The organism is Ruegeria sp. HKCCA6707 (assembly GCF_013033515.1).
GTDB lineage: Bacteria > Pseudomonadota > Alphaproteobacteria > Rhodobacterales > Rhodobacteraceae > Ruegeria.
Genome location: NZ_WQEG01000002.1, coordinates 1 through 20089 on the forward strand (window position 1 = coordinate 1; position 20089 = coordinate 20089).

General features: G+C 56.2%; 18 protein-coding genes. 9 read left to right on the forward strand and 9 right to left on the reverse strand.

Annotated elements, in window-relative coordinates; genetic code table 11:
• Positions 1 to 91: 91 nt before the first annotated feature.
• The 4 genes from GOW40_RS05930 to GOW40_RS05945 all read right to left on the reverse strand — a co-directional run bounded on the left by GOW40_RS05930 (position 92) and on the right by GOW40_RS05945 (position 3402).
• On the reverse strand, positions 92 to 292 hold the full coding sequence (locus GOW40_RS05930) for a helix-turn-helix transcriptional regulator (RefSeq protein ID WP_371731819.1): 201 nt from the start codon (positions 290 to 292) through the stop codon (positions 92 to 94).
• Positions 293 to 461: 169 nt separating this feature from the next.
• On the reverse strand, positions 462 to 1397 hold the full coding sequence (locus GOW40_RS05935; RefSeq protein WP_171132751.1) for a hypothetical protein: 936 nt from the start codon (positions 1395 to 1397) through the stop codon (positions 462 to 464).
• A complete protein-coding gene (locus tag GOW40_RS05940) occupies positions 1394 to 2581 on the reverse strand; it encodes a site-specific integrase (protein ID WP_171136656.1) in 1188 nt (395 codons plus the stop codon). Before GOW40_RS05940 ends, GOW40_RS05935 begins: the two co-directional genes overlap by 4 nt.
• A 203-nt stretch (positions 2582 to 2784) precedes the next feature.
• Positions 2785 to 3402 carry a TetR/AcrR family transcriptional regulator gene (locus GOW40_RS05945; protein ID WP_171101973.1) on the reverse strand — a complete coding sequence of 206 codons (618 nt, stop codon included), beginning with the start codon at positions 3400 to 3402 and terminating at the stop codon, positions 2785 to 2787.
• Positions 3403 to 3534: 132 nt separating this feature from the next.
• Here GOW40_RS05945 and GOW40_RS05950 point away from each other — a divergent pair, with 132 nt between their 5' ends.
• The 5 genes from GOW40_RS05950 (at position 3535) to GOW40_RS05970 (ending at position 8379) form a co-directional block, all read left to right on the forward strand.
• Positions 3535 to 4464 (forward strand): AEC family transporter, encoded by a 930-nt coding sequence (locus tag GOW40_RS05950; protein ID WP_171101972.1) that lies wholly within the window; start codon positions 3535 to 3537, stop codon positions 4462 to 4464.
• Between the two features lie 101 nt (positions 4465 to 4565).
• The gene (gene fghA / locus GOW40_RS05955) at positions 4566 to 5399 is read left to right on the forward strand and encodes an S-formylglutathione hydrolase (protein ID WP_171132752.1); all 834 of its coding nucleotides are present in this window, start codon (positions 4566 to 4568) and stop codon (positions 5397 to 5399) included.
• Positions 5400 to 5402: 3 nt separating this feature from the next.
• Positions 5403 to 6854, forward strand: a complete 1452-nt coding sequence (gene sthA / locus GOW40_RS05960; RefSeq protein ID WP_171132753.1) for a Si-specific NAD(P)(+) transhydrogenase — start codon at positions 5403 to 5405, stop codon at positions 6852 to 6854.
• Positions 6851 to 7306, forward strand: a complete 456-nt coding sequence (locus tag GOW40_RS05965) for a YaiI/YqxD family protein (protein WP_171132754.1) — start codon at positions 6851 to 6853, stop codon at positions 7304 to 7306. Before sthA ends, GOW40_RS05965 begins: the two co-directional genes overlap by 4 nt.
• Before the next feature lie 164 nt (positions 7307 to 7470).
• Entirely contained in the window at positions 7471 to 8379 is a 909-nt protein-coding gene (locus tag GOW40_RS05970; RefSeq protein WP_171132905.1) for an ornithine cyclodeaminase family protein, read from the forward strand.
• On the opposite strand, the gene GOW40_RS05975 is transcribed toward GOW40_RS05970, so the two are convergent.
• On the reverse strand, positions 8380 to 9621 hold the full coding sequence (locus tag GOW40_RS05975; protein ID WP_171132755.1) for an MFS transporter: 1242 nt from the start codon (positions 9619 to 9621) through the stop codon (positions 8380 to 8382).
• A gap of 148 nt (positions 9622 to 9769) precedes the next feature.
• Here GOW40_RS05975 and zapE point away from each other — a divergent pair, with 148 nt between their 5' ends.
• Positions 9770 to 10828, forward strand: coding sequence for a cell division protein ZapE (zapE, locus tag GOW40_RS05980; protein ID WP_171132756.1), 1059 nt, complete (start codon positions 9770 to 9772; stop codon positions 10826 to 10828).
• 33 nt (positions 10829 to 10861) lie between these two features.
• On the opposite strand, the gene GOW40_RS05985 is transcribed toward zapE, so the two are convergent.
• The 4 genes from GOW40_RS05985 to GOW40_RS06000 are packed head-to-tail and all read right to left on the reverse strand — an operon-like array spanning position 10862 to position 17096.
• On the reverse strand, positions 10862 to 12136 hold the full coding sequence (locus tag GOW40_RS05985) for a folylpolyglutamate synthase/dihydrofolate synthase family protein (protein ID WP_171136657.1): 1275 nt from the start codon (positions 12134 to 12136) through the stop codon (positions 10862 to 10864).
• On the reverse strand, positions 12133 to 13065 hold the full coding sequence (gene accD, locus GOW40_RS05990; RefSeq protein ID WP_171132758.1) for an acetyl-CoA carboxylase, carboxyltransferase subunit beta: 933 nt from the start codon (positions 13063 to 13065) through the stop codon (positions 12133 to 12135). Before accD ends, GOW40_RS05985 begins: the two co-directional genes overlap by 4 nt.
• Positions 13066 to 13123: 58 nt before the next feature.
• Entirely contained in the window at positions 13124 to 14020 is an 897-nt protein-coding gene (locus tag GOW40_RS05995; protein WP_171132759.1) for a CPBP family intramembrane glutamic endopeptidase, read from the reverse strand.
• The gene (locus tag GOW40_RS06000) at positions 14010 to 17096 is read right to left on the reverse strand and encodes an ABC transporter transmembrane domain-containing protein (RefSeq protein WP_171132760.1); all 3087 of its coding nucleotides are present in this window, start codon (positions 17094 to 17096) and stop codon (positions 14010 to 14012) included. Before GOW40_RS06000 ends, GOW40_RS05995 begins: the two co-directional genes overlap by 11 nt.
• A 222-nt stretch (positions 17097 to 17318) precedes the next feature.
• Between GOW40_RS06000 and GOW40_RS06005 the strand changes: the two genes are divergently transcribed.
• From GOW40_RS06005 to GOW40_RS06015, 3 genes are all read left to right on the forward strand, one after another.
• Positions 17319 to 18080: a DUF6478 family protein gene (locus GOW40_RS06005; RefSeq protein WP_171132761.1), complete on the forward strand. Its 762-nt coding sequence runs from the start codon at positions 17319 to 17321 to the stop codon at positions 18078 to 18080.
• A gap of 12 nt (positions 18081 to 18092) precedes the next feature.
• Entirely contained in the window at positions 18093 to 18452 is a 360-nt protein-coding gene (locus tag GOW40_RS06010; protein WP_171132762.1) for a hypothetical protein, read from the forward strand.
• Between the two features lie 84 nt (positions 18453 to 18536).
• Positions 18537 to 20063, forward strand: a complete 1527-nt coding sequence (locus GOW40_RS06015; RefSeq protein WP_171136659.1) for an MFS transporter — start codon at positions 18537 to 18539, stop codon at positions 20061 to 20063.
• The last annotated feature ends 26 nt before the right edge of the window (positions 20064 to 20089 follow it).

The window sequence follows — 20089 nt, forward strand, 5'->3', positions numbered from 1 at the left end:
GGGCATCCTGTGGCATCAACTGGACTTGCTAGGGTGGCAGTTGATGTCACTGGAAAAGCCCCATCTCCGCGCTTGGAGTTGGGGTTTTTCATCAGATGACCTCCGGACGGTTCTCTAGCCATCCACGAATCAAACTTTCAGGCCAACGCACAGCTTTGGTGGTTAGTCTAACGGGGCGAGGAAACTCTCCCCGGTTCATCATGTCGTAGATGGTGCTGCGGCTCAGGCCGGTGATTTCTTCAACTTCGGTGCGCCGGTAATGCTTTTCCAACATCTCGGTTACCTCCTGCATTAAGTGGAACATGCAGGAATGATCGGCTTTATCGAAATTAGGGAAAAGACTTCATGAAATCAATAATTTGGCGCCATATCGCGTAGGGGAACTCGTACCTTTGTAATCCAAATCACCAATTGCTTTTGTGCTTGGGCAATATTGTGCAGGGAATAGAGCAGTATTCGCGTCACGAATGATCCAAACTCGCTTTCCGGCCAGGTGCTGACAAACTTGGGTTGATTTGGCTGGCAGCCCACCAGTGTTTATCAAACTCTCTCATGCTCATATCTGGGAAAAGGCGGCCTTTTATTTCGCTTTTATTTGCCGGGTTTTCCTCAAATTCTACCAGAATTTGCTCGCTGGGTTGCATGTCTTCAATTGGGGTTTCTCGTTCCCCCTCGACACCTAGGTATTCTAAAGCTTCGTGACACTTTTCTTCACGAATCAATAAGGGAAAGCCATTGTATGGAGATAGCATATTCAAAATGCTGCCGGTTTCCCTGTCGGACCAAAAGAGAGGCGGAGCTTGTGCAGCACCTTTTTCAACAGTGACACCGGAAAGTCCCGCGATCCTGTTGCGAAGCTGTTCACGGACTGTATCCAATTCTTCTTTCAATGACTTAAATTGGCATGCCGACTCGAGCACACTTAAATCTAAGCAACCTGTAACGTAGTTTACCACCATCCCACGAGCTAACGAGGGCGCAAGCGCAGAAAGTTTGAGGAAATCCTTCTTGCACATCGCGCTTACAAGTTCGCCGTCCTCATACATTTTCAAAATATCCAAATGTATGGGGGCGGGTATTTCTTTATCTGTCGAGCGAACGAGTCGTACAGTTGGTCTTAAAAAAGCCGAAGAAATTTTTACTAGTTGGGCACGGTCATTAACTACAAATTCTAAGTCCAAGTTTGACGACAACGCAGCACCAGCAACGACCCAATTAGCTGCAACGGGTAACAAGTGGCCCCCTGGAAAAGCGAGTTCTCTTTCACTGTTATTTTCTATTTCGTCGAATTCCCTCCAGGAAGACACACCCAGAGTACTGAGAACCCGCCTGTTGATTTCGCTCCTCACCGCATTCCTAAAATATGCAAGGGAGTTAAATCCTTCTGGTGCAATCATCGACTAGTCCCCACAGTATCTGCCAATTTCGCTGTCACATAATTTGTCCACCGCTGTAAGAGAGTCCGACGCTGATCCAAATGATCGGTCCGCCTGTATGCGCGTTCAACAGTTCCGCCAACGACATGGCCCAAACACATTTCAGCAACTTCATGTGGTGTGTTTGTGGTCTCAGCGACCCAATCCCGGAAACTGGATCTGAACCCATGGGGTCGTGCCTCCATTTCCCGGCGTTCCATTAAACGGGACATTGTCGCGTCGGAGATGACACCCTTGCGGACACTTGGAAAAAGGAACCCGTCGCGTGATCGCTTCTTAGCTGCTTCAATGATGTCCAGCGCAGCATCCGACAGCGGAACTCGAAAGTCTTCTGTTGCATCCCTACGACCCTTAATGATTTCGGCGGGGATCGTCCAAACGTCACCGTTAAACTGATCCCGGTGCGCTTTACGTACTGGCCCAGAGCGAACCGCCGTCAATATCAACAGACGCAACGCGAGCTGTGTCGTCGTGCCGTCGTTAAGGCTGGCATAGAAACTTGGAACATCTAACCAAGGTAGTGCCGGGATGTTTTTGGGTTTATGGCGTTGCTTCCCCAATAGTGCCCGAGCTTTCATTGTGGCTTGCAGGTCCACATCCAATCCCAACGCAGCTGCGTGCTTCAGACAGATGCCAAGGCGTTCCATTGCTTTGTTAGCGGTTTCGGCTTTCTCGTGCCAAATCGGGGCCAGAGTGTCTCTTATATCGATCTGGTCAATATCGGCGACAGGAACCCTGCCCAGTTTTGGCAGGACGTGTAGCTCCAAGGGAGAATACCACCGCCCTGCCTTACCATCGCCCTTTAGCTCTGCCTTGCGGGATTCGAATGCATCAAGAGCAATGTCCTTCAGCAGGTTCATGTTCCGCTCTGCTTGCCTGCGCTCACGTTCTCGCTCCTTTATCGGGTCCAGGCTCTTGCGAACGACAGCCCGCCACTTCTCGGCTTCTTCGCGCGCCTCTTTCAATGATACGCTCGGATAGGCTCCGAGGCCCATTTCCCTACGGCGTCCTTGAACAGTGACCAACAGCACCCACTTGCCTTGTTTGATGTCCCGTTTATGCAGCCACAGCCCACAACCATCGCCGTATTTTCCGGCTAAGGCTGTCCTGATTTTTGCTCCACTGAGCTTGTTGTTCTGGCGCATGGCTAGACAAGTGCTCCTAGCAGTCCAACTTTCAGTCCCACTTCCATATGTTGTATATAATGGAGTATACAGGAACAACCAGGAACGAAAAACATCAACATTCATTGGTTTGAAGTAATTCTAGTGGACATGTCGGCATATACGAGAACACCTAAGAATGCCTGTTCAATGCCCTCCACCCGCACCAAAATTTTCGAAAAATATTAAACGCCGTAGCGCGACATGAACATATCGACCGCCTGCGTCGCGACGGCCTCGATTTCGTCCTGGGTGAAGGACACCTGAATGCCAAAGACCGACCGATTCCAAATCCGGACTTTGCAGAGCTCGGACAGCTGTTCAGCTGCCAAGTGGACATCGTCGATCTTCAACTCACCTTTGGCGACGGCCTTGTCCAAATAGGCTGCCATATGTTCCTGGCCGTTTTTTGGGCCAGCCTGGTAGAACGCTTTGCCAAGTTCGGGGAACCGGTCACGTTCGGCCACACAAATGCGAAAGACCTGCTGAGCAAATTCAGAAACCAGAAACCCGGTCAATTGCGTGGCAGCGATCATCAAGACTTCGCGCGCCGGTTTCGTTTCATCGATCATCGCGATCACCCTCTCAGCCATCCGGCTGCATTCGGTCTGGGCGACTTCGGAAAACAAAAGGCGTTTGTCTGGGAAATAGCTGTACAAGGTGGCCTTCGAGACCCCGGCGGCGCGGGCGATATCGTCTACGCTTGCGCCTTCGAACCCGTCTGCCATGAAAACCTCTCGCGCGCCGCGCAGCACCTGATCAAATTTGCGCCCGGTGCGTAGAATCGTGGCAGTTTGGGTCATGACACCTCCTTGAGTATCCGTCGAGAATATAAACCATTTAGTTTAGTATCAACGATTTTTGATAACCACGTGTCTCGTTTCAATGCGGTAAAGGCCCTTGCGGCACACGACAGCTGTGCTAGGGACACTTTCATGGTCGAGATTTTTTTGCGCACTCTGCCCTTCTTTGCGATCATCGGCCTGGGCTATTGGGCTGGGCGCACACGGTTTTTTCCGGCCGAGGCGACGGCCTATCTGACGAAGTTCGTTTTCTATTTCGCCCTGTCCGCCATGCTCTTCCGGTTTTCGGCTACGCTGCCCTTTGACGAAATATTCGATGTGAAACTGGTGATCGGGTACCTGGTTGGCACATTGGCGGTCTATAGCCTGGCAACGCTGGTGGCCTATTTGCGCGGGCTCGACATCCCTACCGGAGCGGTCGAGGCTCAATGCGCAGCCATTGGGAATGTGGGCTTTTTGGGCCTGCCGATGCTTGCGCTATTGTTCACCGAAGCCGCGATAGGCCCGGTCATGGTGGTTTTGACCGTGGATTTGGTGGTGTTTTCTTCGCTGATCGTCATCCTGATAAACGGAGGCCGGGACGGACGGCTGTCATGGCGCATGGTGCGGCAGATCGGGAAAGGGCTGCTGACAAACCCGATGATCCTGTCGATCTCGGCAGGTGTGGCATGGTCTGCACTAAAGTTCCCAGTTCCTGCACCTCTGACCGACTTTCTGACAATTCTGGGCGGAGCCGCTACCCCCGGTGCTTTGTTTGCCATTGGCGCGTCGTTGGCCGGGAAGTCCGCTGAACGCATCCAGGTTGCGGGTTGGCTGAGCTTTTGCAAGCTGGTGATCCACCCGCTTTGCGTCGCCATCATGTTGCTTTATGTGCTGCCAATTGCCCCGTTCTCGGCGGCTATAGCAATTTCTGCGGCCGCCCTGCCCGTGGCAGGTAACGTCTATATTCTGGCAGCGCATTATGGCATTGCGCCGCAACGGGCATCAGCTGCAATTTTGCTTTCAACAATGCTCAGCATTTTTACAGTCCCGGTCGTCATCGGCTGGATTAGCGCTCTCTGATCTTCACCAATGGTAAATTATGCGCGCTTTCTGCACCTGCACTTTACCTTGCGCTTGCAGGCCGTTAGCCATGTCCCAAACTCATTGCAAGGAAGAGCGTGATGGAAACCCTTTCGGAAAATGCATGCTTTGGTGGTGTACAAGGCGTCTATCGCCATGCGTCGTCAGCCTGCCAATGCGATATGACTTTCGGGCTATTCCTGCCCGCCGAAGCAAAAGACGGCCCTGTCCCGATTCTGTGGTATCTGTCTGGCCTGACCTGCACGCATGAAAACGCGATGACCAAAGCCGGGGCGCAGGCCTGGGCTGCGGAACAGGGGATCGCAATTGTCTTTCCCGACACGTCCCCACGTGGCGCGGGCGTCGCCGATCACGACGACTATGATCTGGGACAGGGTGCCGGGTTCTATGTGAACGCCACACAAGAACCCTGGGCCCCGCATTTTCAGATGTGGGACTACATCGCGACCGAGTTGCCCGAACTGTTGGTCGAAAACTTCGCCATAGACGCCGATCGCCAGGCCATCACCGGGCATTCGATGGGTGGGCACGGCGCCTTGACGCTGGCGACGAACTTGCCAGGTCGCTACCGTTCGGTCTCGGCTTTTGCACCGATCTGCAACCCGACCGGGGCCGATTGGGGCCGCAAGCAGTTGAGCGCGTATCTGGGGGATGACACAGCGGGCTGGAGCAAACATGACGCCTCGCTGTTGATGAAGGAAAAGGGGTTTGACGGGCCGGTGCTGATAGATACCGGTGCCGAAGACCAGTTCATGGATCTTTTGCGCCCGGAAACGTTGGCACTGGCCATTGTCGAACGTCGCCAGCAAGCCATTTACCGGCTTCAGCCGGGTTATGATCATTCCTATTTCTTTGTGTCCACCTTCATGGAAGACCACATCACCTTCCATGCCGAAGCGCTATACGGGGACTGAAGCATGAGCGATTTTGACTATGACCTGATTATCATTGGATCAGGCCCCTCTGGGCGTTCAGCAGCAATTCAGGCGGGGAAGCTACAACATCGGGTGCTGGTCATCGACCGCCATGACCGGTTGGGTGGCGTTTCCGTTCATACAGGAACAATACCGTCGAAAACCCTGCGGGAGACTGTTCTCAACCTGTCAGGCTGGCGCGAACGCAGCTTTTATGGGCGCTCGTACCGTGTGAAGGACCAGATCCGGGCAGAAGACCTTAAGGCACGGCTGCATATGACGTTGGATCATGAAGTCGATGTTTTGGAACACCAGTTCAACCGCAACCATGTGGACACGCTGAGCGGTCTGGCGAAATTCATCGGCCCGCACGAGGTTGAGGTTGCCACCGATTCCGGCGACACCACGCGCCTGACGGCGGCCAAGTTTCTGATTGCAACCGGCACCAAGACCTATCGCCCGAATTATGTGCCATTCAATGGCAAGACGGTTGTGGACGGGGATGATTTCCTAGAAATGGCGGAAATCCCACGCTCGCTGGTGGTGATTGGCGCAGGTGTGATCGGTGTGGAATATGCCACCATGTTCTCGGCGCTCGATGTACGCGTGACGCTGATCGAGCCGCGCGAGACCTTCCTTGATTTCATAGATACCCGATTGATCCACGAGTTCACCCATCAGATTCGCGAAAATGGCGTGGATCTGCGGCTGGGTTCGGCGGTCGAAAAGATCGAAGATGCAGGCAGCCATGTCGAGGTGACGTTGGAAAACGGGCGCCATGTGCGGGCCGAGATGCTGCTTTTTGCAGCCGGTCGCATGGGTGCCACTTCAGCGCTGAACCTGGAGGCTGTGGGGATCGAGACCGATCATCGCAACCGGATCAATGTCGACCGCAAGACCTATCAAACTTCGGTTCCGCATATCTATGCGACCGGGGACGTCATCGGTCATCCATCGCTGGCCTCGACCTCTTTGCAACAAGGCCGTGTGGCCGCTTGCCATGCGCTGGACACGCCAACCTTGCCGGAAAGCCCGTGGTACCCCTATGGCATCTATTCGGTACCCGAGATGTCGACCTGCGGCATGTCCGAAGAAGAGCTGCAGGAGCGTGGAATACCCTATGAGGTCGGCGTGGCACGGTTCCGTGAAACCTCACGCGGGCATATCATGGGGCTGGAACATGGCATGCTGAAGATGCTTTTCTCGCTCAAGACCCGCCGCGTCTTGGGGGTGCAGATCGTGGGCGAAGGGGCGACCGAGTTGATCCATATCGCCCAAGCAGTGCTGAACCTGAAAGGCACCGTCGACTATTTCGTGCAGAACACGTTCAACTATCCGACGCTGGCCGAGGCCTACAAGATCGCCGGTCTGGACGCCTTTAACCGGATGCCGATCCCGGACGAGTTCAAAGTGCGCAAGAAGCCCGCCGCAAAGAAAAAGGCCAAATCGGCGTGACAACACTTTATATCGACGGCGATGCCTGTCCGGTGAAAGCCGAGGCAGAGCGCGTGGCAACCCGCCACAAAGTGCCACTGGCCCTAGTTTCGAACGGAGGGCTGCGCCCGTCACCCAATCCGCTGGTGCAGGTTGTCATCGTGTCCGAGGGTGCCGACGAGGCGGATAAGTGGATCGCCGAGCGCTGCGGTGCGGGAGATGTGGTGGTGACATCCGACATTCCTCTGGCCGCCAAATGTGTCGAAGCCGGCGCACGGGTGTTGCGACCCAATGGCGAGGCCTTCACCGCCGCCAATATCGGCCAGCAATTGGCGATGCGTGATCTGATGGCCGATCTGCGTGCAGCCAACCCTCTGGGACAGGGAGGTGGTGGCAAACCCTTTGGCAAGGCGGACCGGTCGCGGTTCCTTGACGCTTTGGAGCGAGAGCTGCGAGCCGCCAAGCGAGGCTGACACTCCCGCCGGTCATCGACGCATCAAAGATGCGCCTTTTCCCGTTGGGCCCGGCAGCGCTGCGCGCTGCGGTCGGTGCTTGCATCCCAGGCTTAGGATTGGTTCAGTTCCGGGACCAATGGCATTCAGGCGCCAAGGCGCTGTCGGGCAGAAAGCGAGGCGAGATGAAGGTTCTGCAAATCCCGTTTGAAGAGGGACAAGCCAATCTGGATTGGCTGGAGCTGACACAGGCGTTGGCAGAGGGGCATACCCGCCCCAAGGCCGAGATTCAGGACAGCTTCCTCTATCGCGGCAAAGATACGCTGCTGTCTCGGGCGGCATGGATCGATGGGCTGGGGCTGGCCGTCAAATCCGCCACCGTGTTTCCAGGCAACGCCGAAAAGGGGCAGCCACCGATCAACGGGTCGGTCAGCCTGTTTGATGACAAGGACGGGCAATTCACGGCGCTTTTGGATTTCCACCTTGTGACCAAGTGGAAAACCGCCGGTGACAGCCTGTTGGGCGCGTTGCGGCTGGCCAACCCTGACAGCCAGTCGGTGCTGATTGTGGGTGCCGGGCCGGTTGCGGCCTCGCTATGTGAGGCGTTCTCGGCAGGTTTTCCGAAGGTGCAATTGTCCGTTTGGAACCGGACAACCGCCAAGGCCGAAGCGCTGGCGCACGAGATGGGGCATGTCGACGTGGCGTATGATCTGGCAGAGGCGGTACACCAAGCCGATATCGTCCTGACGGCCACTATGAGCACCGAACCCGTGATCAAAGGCGAATGGCTGCGCCCTGGGCAGCATTTGAACCTGATCGGCGCCTATCGTCCTGACATGCGCGAGGTCGACGACGCGGTGCTGAGGCGCTCGGCGATCTATGTGGACAGCTTTGAGTCGACCGTGGAGCATATTGGCGAGATCAAGACCCCAATTGCCGAGGGGGTGATCTCGCGCAGTGACCTGATCGCCGATTTCTACGGGCTGGATCAGTTCCACCCCGACCCTTCCACCGTGACGCTGTTCAAGAATGGCGGTGGGGCGCATCTGGACTTGATGACCAGCCACTATATCCAAAGCAAATTCGCCCCGTGATCACGCAGCGGCGGGGATCGACGGCCTGTTCTCGCGAATGGGAAGGTGGACAATGGCGCTGAACGCGCCGATGGCAACACCGATCCACCAGACCAGAGAATAGTCGCCGAACTGATCATACATGCGCCCGCCCAGCCAGACGCCCAAGAAGCTGCCGATCTGGTGGCTGAGGAAGATGATGCCATAAAGCGTACCCATATAGCGCACACCGTACAGATGCGCCACAAGGCCCGAGGTCAGCGGCACCGTGGCCAGCCAGAGCGAGCCCATCACCAGCGAAAACACGATGACCGACATGGGCGTGATCGGGAACAGGATGAACAAGGCGGCGGCAACGGTGCGGCCCGTGTAGACAGCGGCCAGCAGGTATTTCTTGGGGAAGTGATTGCCCGCCCAACCGGCCAATAGGGTGCCACCGATGTTGGCCAAACCAATCAACGATATCGCCACAGCGCCCAGAGCAGAGGTCGAGGTAATTCCCATAGAGTGCAGTACGCCGCCGGGTTGAATCGAGCCGCACATTTCGGTCACGAAGGCGGGGAAATGGGCGGTGATAAACCCCAATTGATAGCCACAGCTGAAAAAGCCAATGAAAATCAATGAATATGAGGGATCGCGGAAGGCGCGGACAAGGATTTGCCCCATGCTTTCTTGCAGTTCGGCCTTGTTGGCGGGCTGCGGCGCGCGCATCAGCGGCAGGGTCAGAACCAGCGCTAGAATGGCAACGGCAAAGACAATGAACACCTGCTGCCAAGGCATGAAGGTCAGCAACCACTCTGCTGTCGGCGCCCCGATGACCTGACCAAAACTGCCTGCGGCCGTGACAATGGCCAGCGACATTGAACGGTTCTCATCCGTTGCCGCCCGCCCGACCACCGCCAGCACAACCCCGAACCCGGTGCCTGCGATTCCGAAACCGACAAGCCAGGCGTACATCTGATGTTCAAACGGGGTGACAGACCACGCGGTCAGCACCATGCCCGCCGCATAGGTCAATGCCCCCAGCACAATGGCACGGCGGTCTCCGACTTTTTCGGCGATCGCTCCGAAAATCGGCTGTCCGATGCCCCAGGCCAGGTTCTGGATCGCAATCGCCATAGAGAATTCCGAACGTAGCCAGCCGAATTCTTCGGCGACCGGGATCTGAAACACACCAAACGAGGCCCGCACAGCAAAGCTGACGGTGATGATGATACAGCCGACGATCAGGATCGGGTTCAAGAGACGTACGGTGTGAGGCATGGTGTCCTGCGAATGAGTGGTTTGGCGAGCCTAAATGCTAGTTAGGCCGCGTCAAATCAGAATTTATGGGCGGTCAGATCAGAATTTCTGATGTCACGCGGAAAAGGCCGCTTTTCAAGGCTGGAACGGCGCGTTATGGCTCGGGTCCATGACCGATCTGATTTCGCTTTATGAAGCCCGTATCGCGGATGGCAGCCTGACGCGCGATGACGCGCAAGAGGCGGTTCTTCCGCATTTCGAGCGGATCAGGGCCGAGCTTGCGACCCCTGTTAAACGCGGTTTCTTCCGTAAAGCTCCTCCGCCCCCAAAGGGCCTGTACCTGTGGGGCGGTGTCGGGCGCGGCAAATCCATGTTGATGGACATGTTTGTTGAAACTCTGGGGGATATTCCTGCCCGCCGCGTGCATTTTCATGCCTTTATGCAAGAAATCCATTCAGGCCTGCACAAAGCCCGCGAAGACGGCGTTGAAGATGCGCTAGCCCCGGTGGCCGAGGCGGTCGTGAAGTCGGTTCGCCTGTTGGCATTTGACGAAATGCAGATCACCGATATCACCGATGCGATGATCGTCGGGCGACTGTTTGATCTGCTGCATTCGGGTGGGGTTGTGGTGGTCACCACATCGAACCGGCATCCTGATGATCTTTATAAGGATGGACTGAACCGTCAGCTGTTTTTGCCCTTTATCGCGCATATCAAAGAGCAATTGCAGGTCTGGGAGCTGGTCTCGCCCACCGACTATCGACAGAACCGCCTCGAAGGCTCGCCGGTGTATTTTTCCCCCATTGGCCCGGAGGCGCGCGACAAGATCAGGGCCGTCTGGGCCGATCTGTCCGGTGGACCGGCTGAACCGTTGGCGTTGCAGGTCAAAGGGCGCGAGGTTGTTCTGCCCGCATTTCGAAACGGGGTTGCGCGGGCCTCATTCTACGATCTGTGCGGTCGGATGCTGGGTCCGGGGGACTATCTGGCCATTGCTGAGGCCGTGAAGGTGCTGGTTCTGGAGGATATCCCGCGGCTGTCGCGCAACAATTTCAACGAGGCCAAACGGTTCGTTACGTTGATTGACGCGCTCTACGAGGCTCGGGTGCGGTTGATCTGTTCTGCGGCTGCGGAGCCAGAGATGCTCTATGTCGAAGGCGAAGGGACGTTTGAATTTGAGCGCACGGCCTCGCGGCTGCGGGAAATGCAGGATCAGAACTGGGGAACATAGGGGGCTCTGCACCTTCGCGCTGCTCGTATCCGCCTACCCGTTTTCGCGCAGGATATTGCCTGCCAGATAGAGCGAGCCGCAGATCAGCACGCGAGCTTGCGGATCGTTTTGCGTGATTGCGGTCAATGCTTCTGACACGGTTCCGGCGGTGGTTGCGGGCAGCTTGACTTTCTTGGCAGCCGCGGCGGTTTCATCCGCGCTGAGCGTTGCGGCCTCGCCCGGAATCGAGACGGCGGTAAGGCTTTGGGCCTGCGCGGCCAAAGGGCTGAGATAGCCGGTCACATCCTTGGTTTTCAGCATGCCGCAGATCATATGGGTCGGTTTTTTTGGCAGTTTCGCCAGCAGATCGGCCAATGCGCTGCCTGCGGCGGCGTTGTGGCCACCATCCAGCCACAGCTCGGCCTGCGGCGCCTGATCGACCAGTGGACCGGTTTTCAGGCGCTGCATGCGGGCAGGCCAATGAGATTTGGTCACTGCGGCCTCATAGGCGTCATCGCCCATGTTCAGGTGGCGCAACACAGCCAAAGCAGCACCCGCGTTCTGAAACTGATGCGCACCCAGAAGGTTGGGCAAGGGAAGATCGCGCAGCCCGGTTTCGTCCTGATAGATCAGACGTCCGTTTTCTTCGTGCACATGCCAGTGCTGGCCATGGACCAACAACGGCGCACCAAGGCGGGCGGCGGTGTATTCGATGACTTCAAGCGCTTCGTCTTCTTGCGGCCCCACGATACAGGGCACACCAGGCTTGATGATCCCGGCTTTTTCGGCAGCGATTTTGCCCAAAGTGTCACCAAGAAATTGCTCGTGATCAATTGAGACCGGAGTGATCACTGTCACCGCCGGCTGTTCGATCACATTGGTGGCGTCGAGACGCCCACCCAGTCCGACCTCTAGCAAGGTGTAATCCGCCTGGGTGCGGGCAAAAGCCAGCAAGGCGGCGCAGGTTGTGATTTCGAAATAGGTGATGTCCTGACCGCCATTTGCGGCATAGCATTCGTCCAGAACAGCCGTTAGCGCAGGTTCCGAGATCAGCTCTCCGGCCAGACGAATACGTTCGTGGAAACGTGCCAGATGAGGCGAGGTATAGGCATGAGTGCTGCGCCCTGCCCCTTCCAGCCCCGCGCGGATCATCGCCTGTGTTGATCCTTTGCCATTGGTTCCGGCAATATGGATCACCGGCGGCAGGTCAAGCTGCGGGTTGCCAAGCGCGGACAGAAGACGCCAGACGCGATCCAAGGTCAGGTCGATGATCTTGGGGTGCAAGGCCATCATCCGTTCGAGGATGACGTCAGATGTCTGTTGGGTCATGTCTGATCGGGCTCTGCCGCCTGTGGCTCGGGGGTGGTGTCTTCGGGTTTTGGCGCTGGCAGATCGCCCTTGATCGCAGGAGGCTGGTTCATCAGCATCCGGGTGATGGTGATCAGCTCTTCGCGCATCTCGGTGCGTTTGGTCACCCGGTCCAACATTCCGTGATCCAGCAGGTATTCGGCGCGTTGGAACCCTTCCGGCAGCTTCTCGCGTATGGTTTGTTCGATCACGCGCGGGCCTGCGAAACAGATCAGCGCGTTGGGTTCGGAAATATGAACATCGCCCAGCATGGCGTAAGACGCGGTTACACCGCCTGTGGTCGGGTGGGTCAGGACAACGATATAGGGCAGGTTTGCCTCTTTCAGCATCTCAACCGCAACAGTCGTACGCGGCATCTGCATCAGGCTCAGGATCCCCTCCTGCATACGCGCGCCACCTGCGGCGGAGAACAGGATCAACGGGCGCTTTAGCCTAACTGCCTCTTGTGCTGCAGCGATAATGGCATTGCCGACATACATGCCCATCGAGCCGCCCATGAACGAGAAATCCTGTGCGGCGGCCACAATCGGAGTGCGCCCGATCTCGCCAGTGGCGACCAGCATCGCTTCTTTCTCACCCGTTTTTTTCTGCGCAGCTTTCATACGGTCGGGGTATTTCTTTTGGTCCCGAAACTGCAGCGGATCGTCCTTGGGTGCGGGCACTTCGATTTCGGTGAAGATACCGCCATCGAACAGATGACCGAACCGGTCGCGTGGCGTGATAGCCATGTGGTGACCGCATTGGGTGCAGACATTCTGGTTCTCGGCCAATTCGCGATGGAACAACATCGTTCCGCATTCGCTGCACTTGTGCCAAAGGTTTTCGGGCACTTCGCGGCGCGAAAAGATCGAGTTGATCCGGGGGCGGACGTAGTTTGTGATCCAGTTCATGTCGGAACCTTGTTTTACGGTTTTGACGTCAAATAAGACCCTGGGGTCAGAAATGCAATCAACGCCTGATGGCAAGCCGGACGGTTAGCCAACTAACGATCATGATCGCGAAATCGACGTAAAGCCAGGGCCTGAGTCTTGCTGTATCAGCAGAGTCGAACGGCCAGTGGTACAGCGCCAAGCCACTGAGCATATCTGGCATCGAGGTGCCCAGGATGACCCAGCAGTTGTTGAAGAAATGCAAGGCTATCGCGGGCCCAAGTGTGCCGGCGCGTGCGGTTAGGTCCGCTGTGATCAGACCGAAGATCATGGCCCATACTGCGACGATCATCGCGTTTCCACCGGCCACGGAGGGCGTGTAATGGCCAAACCCGAACAGGACCGAAGGCACCAGCATCCAGATCCAGGGCGATCGGAACCGCGCCGCAAGGCTTTGCTGAAGATAGCCTCGAAACAGGATTTCTTCGGCACTGGTCTGGATCAGGATCGCTACCAGCCCCAGAGGCAGCAACAACACCCACTGACCAAAGGCCAGATTGGGCACCAAAGGTGCTCCGAACCCGTAGGGCGGCAGCAATAGCAGGATCACTTGCAGCGTCAGCAATGCCACAAGCACTTTTACGAATTGGCGCATTGCCCTTGAAGAAGGCCCGATGATCGACCGCAACGCTCGACGCTGCAACAGACGTGCGGCCAGAGCCACCCCCATGATAACGAACACAAAGCTCGCCAAAATCACGAGCACAGCGACAGGGAAAAGCCCGTTCAGAAAACCGTCAACCCAAGTCGGAGGGCCCTGATTTGCGACAACCGAAAACAAGGCGAAATTCGCCAGTATGGTAAAGGCACCCACCACCAACACGCCGACCACCAACCGCCATATTTGCGGATAGCGGCGCGCATCGGCGACCAATTCTTCATGAGCGACATAGGACTGAGGCCCTTCAACTCGCATTGTGTTGCTCGACTGTGTCTGGGTGTGGATGCAACAGAGCATTTGAATCTCGCAGCCGTTCTGCAACAGATGTCAAATGGCCTGCGACCCGTTCCAGCAACTGTACGGCAACAGTTGCGTCGCTTTCGATCACCGCGCGCAATTCCTCGGCTCCGATCCGCAGGAATACACATGGTTCGCTTGCGACAAGATCCAATTGTCGTGCATCGCCGGTTATGATTGCAAGATCTCCGATCAGCCGACCCGGTTCGATAACGGAAATCGCTTGCGGCGCACCGTCACGAGTGTCCATGTACAATGTCGCCTTGCCGGAAATACACAGATACGCGGCGTCCGGCGACTCTCCTCGCGCGAAAATCGTTTGGCCAGCGCTGGCCTCATACCATTGCGCCGAAAAGGCCAACAGTCGTTGGTTGCGACCGTCGAGTCGTGAAAACAGCTCGGTGGTGGATATGATCTTTAGCTTGCGGCTCAGATCATCGGACGGTCTGTCGTCGGACTCGGCCGACGTGCGAGACACACCGTCGATTCGACCATCTTTGATTTCGATAAACAGATCGTAAGCTTCGGGATGGGCAAAATGATCTTCCATAAAGATCATGATCGAATCCGGCAGCAATTCCCGCAGTTTCAAACGTGTCCGCAAACGGCTTTCGGAATCGTGACTGGCCAGCGCTTTGTCGAGGATCAAAATATCTGGGCGTTTGATACTGGCACGCGAAAAGGCCGCGCGTTCCTGGAATACGGTCGGCAGGTTGTTCCCACCAAGACCTGAGGGCAAATCAAAGATGATCGCTGCTGCCCGACGGCGCAATCCGGCTTCGTTCAATACCTCGGCCACGACGTCCTCGATTTCGTCTGCTCTGGCACCCGCGGTTAACGACACCCGCCCGTAAAGCGCGTTCTCCATCGCGGTCAGCCGCGGCAGATACACATCGGGAGAGACCGGAGTGAACATGTCTCCCAACGCTGCACGCAGCTGTTCCGCCTGGCTTTGGCGGATCGCAAGGATCTTGTCCTTGTATTCATCCGGAAAACTTGGGCCAACCTGTTCAGCGGTCAGCATGAACGGAACCGCAAGCAAAAGCGCCCGGTCTCTTTCACTGATCGCATCGGCGCCTTTCGAGATGCGTTCTTCCTCGATATCCAGCAAGCGATGGTACATATCCTTGGACAAGCCAAGACGCAGGAAGAGCGGGTGATCGGCACCATCACGTCCAAAGGTCTGGCGCAGCGTGTCCAGAACTGCTGTCGCGATCACCAAAGCATCATCGTCAAGGTCGTGATCCTTGAGCATCGACAGGAAACGGCCATCCTCAACAAGATTGTCAGCCGAAATTCGGCGCGACGGGGCCGAGAAGAGAAGGTTTCCGCCCAGGGGTACGGCCGGGTTGAACCGATCGGGATCAAACCGATAGACATATTCATCTAGGCCCTTTTCACGCAAACGATCTGCGACAACGTCCCTTAAATTGACGATTTCTTGGGCCAGAACCGGGTGCAGCTTGGGATCGAACTGCGACCGCAAAGTGCGGCGGAACATAAACTCGTCAATCCCCATCGCCTCGACCAGTTGGAACCACCAGTCGCGAATACCGTCAGTGTCGTCCAACCCCGCCAGTCCGGGGTCAATCCAATCGGTATCGAGCAGATCGGAAGAATTCCCCGACCGCACCGCTTCGATCTGTCGCTGCGATGGAACTGACAGTTCCTTCGAAGGATGCGGGTGGGTTCTGAGCGGCATCATCAAGTTGTCACCCAGCGTGCCGTCAAACAGATAAGGGCGGGAATAGGCATAGCCGATCCGCGCCGCGATGACTTTTTGGTGCATATCGTTCAGATCATGGCCTGCCATGATCACCTCTCCCTGCGCGGGCAAAACTTCTCGGGTCAGCAATTGCGCCAGGGCCGAGCGTTCCGAGGCATGGGTCGATTGGATCGCAACCCGCGCGCCTTGGGGAATCGTAAGGTCGATATCTTCAAGAATGGTCTTCCCGTCATCATCGCGCACGGTGACGTTCCGCAACTCGATATCGCCAGTCAGGCGTGGAATGGTTTCGGGCTCACCTTCAAAAAGCTCCTCGCGGATCATATTCGAAGGGGCAAACCGCTCGGTCACCACCTCCCAGCGCAGCGACATGTCCTGCACCTGGTTGTAGTAGGTCAGAAGGTCCTTCCAAGGACCGCTCAGATCTTTGTAAGCCCCTAGCGCCGCGACCAAAGCCCCGACCGTTACCTCACCCTTGATCGCCAGATAACCACCGACCGAATAGAACAGAAACGGCGTCATCTGAGTGATCAGATTGTTGAGGAACTTCATGAAGAACTTCTTGTTGTAGATCTTGAAGCGGATCTCGAACAAGGTGCCCAGCCTGTGGCTGAACTGCGCCAGACGGTAACGCCACCCGCCGTTGGTGCGCAGATCACTGATCCCCGCAGCGCTTTCGCCAATCTCGGAACTCAGATGGCGTACTTCCTGAATACGCTCTTTGTTCAAAAAGTTGATCTGGCGTTGCAATTTGGGGATCAACCAGGCCTGAAGCGGGATCAGCGCGATACTGGCCAGACCAAACCAGACGCTTTGCATGAACAGGAACGTCACAATGGTCATCATCTGACCGAACTGGAACACCGGCTGCGCAATGGCATCGCCCATCAGGCCGCCCATCGGCTCGGCCTCTGACGTAATCATCGAGACCAGCTCACCCTGGCTGGTCGATGCAAAATAGGATTTCGGGAAGCGCATGGACCGGCTGATCAGCGTATAGCGCAACCGCCGCAGCATCCGCTCGGCCAAGACGCCTTTCATCGTGTTGATACGCATCTTCATCAGGCCGCTGGCAATCACAGTGGCCAGGAAGGCAAAACACAGGATCAACAGGTACTGTACCTGCGAAACCGAATAGCCAAACAATGACACCTCGTTCGAGGGCGCGCCGATGGCGTCGTTGATGATTTGCTTGGGCAGTTCCAGCGAAGCGTAGAGAAACGGGAACGACAATACTGTCAGGACCAGCAGCACCAGCTGCTGTTTCTTGGAATATTTCCAGATGAACGAGAATAGGGTGGGTTCCATGCCCTGCCTTCTTATTGGAAAACGCTTGTATAGGAAATGATACACGCCGGACAGCGGAACTTAAGGCGCACCCCGCGCCTTTACAAGAACTGGAACAGACCCAGACCTCGATTTTCTCATGCCCCGCGAGAATTCAGGAAATTTTTACCACCTGACGCGCAGTCTCGGGCTACCCCTTTGCGTAAAAATAGCTAAACAGGGCTGAAAATTGGATCAGGCGCAATGGGAAAACTTCTGGATCGCTATCTTCACCGCAAAGCGCTGGCGCGCTGGACGCGTCTGGATCGCAATGCCGATCTGACACCCCTGCCCGACCTGCGGCGACAACGGGACGAAGCGCGCCAGATCAAAACTGCTGTTGAACGGCTGATCCGGAACGCAGACGGGCGGTTGGTTCAGCCCGAGATCGGATCGACGCGATTTTCCAAACCCTTGGGGTCGGATTGGTCATGGAGACCGGATCTTTGGCGATTGCCGCTGAATTCCCAGGGTATTGCTTCGGCCCCGCGCCGCGCACCAATCGATGGTCAGTCCACCCTGTTCCATGACTGTGAGCTGCGTGAGATCGCGCTGCGACAGATCCGGAACCGAAGTGACAAAGACCTTGCCCCGTTCAGCCTTGCAATCGAAGTTTTTGCCTTTGAAGGGTCGTTTCTGTCTCTTGCCGTTGAGTTGCCAGCCGAGGCCGCGAACCAGCTGACCCAACAGCATCTCATTCGATTGGACATGCTGACCGAAACCGAACGGCCTTGCTGTATCTTTGCCAGGCTCAATGTGCAGCACGGTCCCAATACCGACCATGTTCTGCGGGAACTTGATCTGTCCAAGACAGAAGCCTCAATCGACTTCGATCTGGCGCATCTGGATCTGAACGAACGGCGGATCGAAAAACTCTGGTTGGATATCATCCTGGAACACCCCGCCATGAATCGGGTGATCTTGCGCGATATGACCTTTTGCCGCCACCACCGAGCCGATTTGTAAGAGGGCCAAAGCATGACCCATCCCATTCTGACTCCAATCCGGCTGAATAACGGCGTTTGGGAAGGTCGTCTCACAAGCGATGCTCCCCCAGAAGTCGAAATTCTGTATTGCGGCAAAACCCTGACCGATTTCGAACTAACGCAAGACGGTGCCGAGTGGGTTTTGCAACTAACCGTGCCGACTGAAACGTTATCGGACGGGGTTCACACGATCCTTATCCAAAACGCGGCCACACATGAAAAGCTAGGCGACATCACCATCATCGCAGGCCAGCCCGCCGACGACAGCCTGCTGGCAGAGCTGTCCCTGCTGCGAGCCGAAGTGGATTTGCTGAAACGAGTGGTCCGCCGCCTGCACGTGTCCGGCAGCTGAATTACCGGCAAATCCGGGTTTTATATGTCTTATTGACACGTTTCCGTGCATCAATAGGACATCACGTTCAATCCGGGTGGACCTATGGAACGCAAAAGCATCGTAATGCTCATCGCCCTCATGGTGACGGGTTTTGGCATTGGCATCGACTTTACTGGCGCCTTGATGCTGGTTCCGGCGATTGAAAACAGTTTTGACTCGGACATCACGGGAACCCAGTGGGTTCTGAACATCTATGCCTTGTTCTTTGCCATGACGATGGTTGCCGGAGGACGGATGGGCGACATGTTCGGGCATCGGAAGATGATGATTATCGGACTGTCGATCTTTCTGTTCTCGTCGATCATGTGTTTTGTCGCGCCCGGTTTGGACTATCTGATTGTCGCGCGGGCCCTTCAGGGGATTGGTGCAGGCTGCGTTTGGCCTTGCACATTGGCGTTTGGGGCCACCAAAGTCTCGAAACCCGAACATCGGGCTCTGATCATGGGGATGATCCTGGCCGGGGTGACCACCGGGAACGTCTTTGGACCGATGATCAGTGGCGCGGCTGTCACCTTGGGCGAATGGCGGCTGTTCTTTCTGGCCAATGTTGTGTTTTCAGCGATCTCGATGGCCACCGCGATTTTCGTGATGGAAAAGGAAACCCAGCACAAACAAGGTGAGCGGATCGACTTTGCCGGAATGGCAATCCTGTCCTTCGCGGTCCTTCTGTTGCTCTATGGGCTCGACATCGGTGCAGATTGGGGGTGGACCTCGGTCCCATTGCTGCTGCTTTTCTTTGCCAGCGGCGTTCTCTTTTTCATGTTCCCAAGGATCGAAAAAAAGGTGCCCGAACCTCTACTTTTGCCGCAGCTGATGCAGAACCGGGAGTTTCTGATCACGCTGGGGCTGAACATGTTCAACGTGTCCGCGGCCTTCGTCGGCTTGCTGTATTTCCCGCAATACATGCAAAAGGTGCTGGGCTGGTCGACCTTTGAATCCGCTCTGGGATTGGCCCCTTTGACCGTGTTGCTGGCGGTCGGATCTGTGGTTTCGGGGACATTATACAACGATTTCGGTCCCAAACGGCTGTTGTTCTGGGGATATCTCAGCGCCACTTTGGGCTCGGCGAGTATTGTGTTGATGCCTGACGGCCTGGGCTATTTCCAAATCTTGCCGGGGATGGCTTTGATCGGCCTTGGGGCAACTCTGACCGTGGGTCCGTCAGGCACAGCGGCAGTATGTGCCGTTAAACCGGAACGCGCAGGCCTGGTTGGCGGGCTGAGTTTCATGACCCATCTGGTCTATGGCGCCATTTCCGTCGCCTGCGCCACAGCGGTCATGTATGTCAGCAGCTTGAACAGTCTTGGCAAGCAGCTCAAGGCATTTGGTATTGATCTGTCTCTTGCAGATCAAAAGGCGATCAATGGGGGCACTTTGACCACCGATACGGCCAAGGCGATCATGCAAAAACTCAGTTCTACTGAGGCCGAAAAAGTTCAGACCGCAATCGCTAACGCCTTTGACAGCGGAATGAACATGGCCTTTGTCTTCGCCACAGTCTCGGTGTCGTTCGGGCTTGTTCTGGCGCTGTTGCTGGATGAGAAGAAACTGCACAAGGTCGAAGGCTGACCGGCAGGGAAAAAGGGCCGCATCTG

Bases quoted from the DNA above. Each gene is read 5' to 3' on its own strand.
- zapE (WP_171132756.1), top strand. From the start codon at position 9,770: ATGACCGATCTGATTTCGCTTTATGAAGCCCGTATCGCGGATGGCAGC.
- GOW40_RS05950 (WP_171101972.1), top strand. From the start codon at position 3,535: ATGGTCGAGATTTTTTTGCGCACTCTGCCCTTCTTTGCGATCATCGGC.
- GOW40_RS05930 (WP_371731819.1), bottom strand. From the start codon at position 292: ATGCAGGAGGTAACCGAGATGTTGGAAAAGCATTACCGGCGCACCGAA.
- accD (WP_171132758.1), bottom strand. From the start codon at position 13,065: ATGAACTGGATCACAAACTACGTCCGCCCCCGGATCAACTCGATCTTT.
- GOW40_RS06005 (WP_171132761.1), top strand. From the start codon at position 17,319: ATGGGAAAACTTCTGGATCGCTATCTTCACCGCAAAGCGCTGGCGCGC.
- GOW40_RS05935 (WP_171132751.1), bottom strand. From the start codon at position 1,397: ATGATTGCACCAGAAGGATTTAACTCCCTTGCATATTTTAGGAATGCG.
- GOW40_RS05945 (WP_171101973.1), bottom strand. From the start codon at position 3,402: ATGACCCAAACTGCCACGATTCTACGCACCGGGCGCAAATTTGATCAG.
- GOW40_RS05975 (WP_171132755.1), bottom strand. From the start codon at position 9,621: ATGCCTCACACCGTACGTCTCTTGAACCCGATCCTGATCGTCGGCTGT.
- GOW40_RS06010 (WP_171132762.1), top strand. From the start codon at position 18,093: ATGACCCATCCCATTCTGACTCCAATCCGGCTGAATAACGGCGTTTGG.
- fghA (WP_171132752.1), top strand. From the start codon at position 4,566: ATGGAAACCCTTTCGGAAAATGCATGCTTTGGTGGTGTACAAGGCGTC.
- GOW40_RS05970 (WP_171132905.1), top strand. From the start codon at position 7,471: ATGAAGGTTCTGCAAATCCCGTTTGAAGAGGGACAAGCCAATCTGGAT.
- GOW40_RS05985 (WP_171136657.1), bottom strand. From the start codon at position 12,136: ATGACCCAACAGACATCTGACGTCATCCTCGAACGGATGATGGCCTTG.
- GOW40_RS06000 (WP_171132760.1), bottom strand. From the start codon at position 17,096: ATGGAACCCACCCTATTCTCGTTCATCTGGAAATATTCCAAGAAACAG.
- GOW40_RS06015 (WP_171136659.1), top strand. From the start codon at position 18,537: ATGGAACGCAAAAGCATCGTAATGCTCATCGCCCTCATGGTGACGGGT.
- GOW40_RS05940 (WP_171136656.1), bottom strand. From the start codon at position 2,581: ATGCGCCAGAACAACAAGCTCAGTGGAGCAAAAATCAGGACAGCCTTA.
- GOW40_RS05995 (WP_171132759.1), bottom strand. From the start codon at position 14,020: ATGCGAGTTGAAGGGCCTCAGTCCTATGTCGCTCATGAAGAATTGGTC.
- sthA (WP_171132753.1), top strand. From the start codon at position 5,403: ATGAGCGATTTTGACTATGACCTGATTATCATTGGATCAGGCCCCTCT.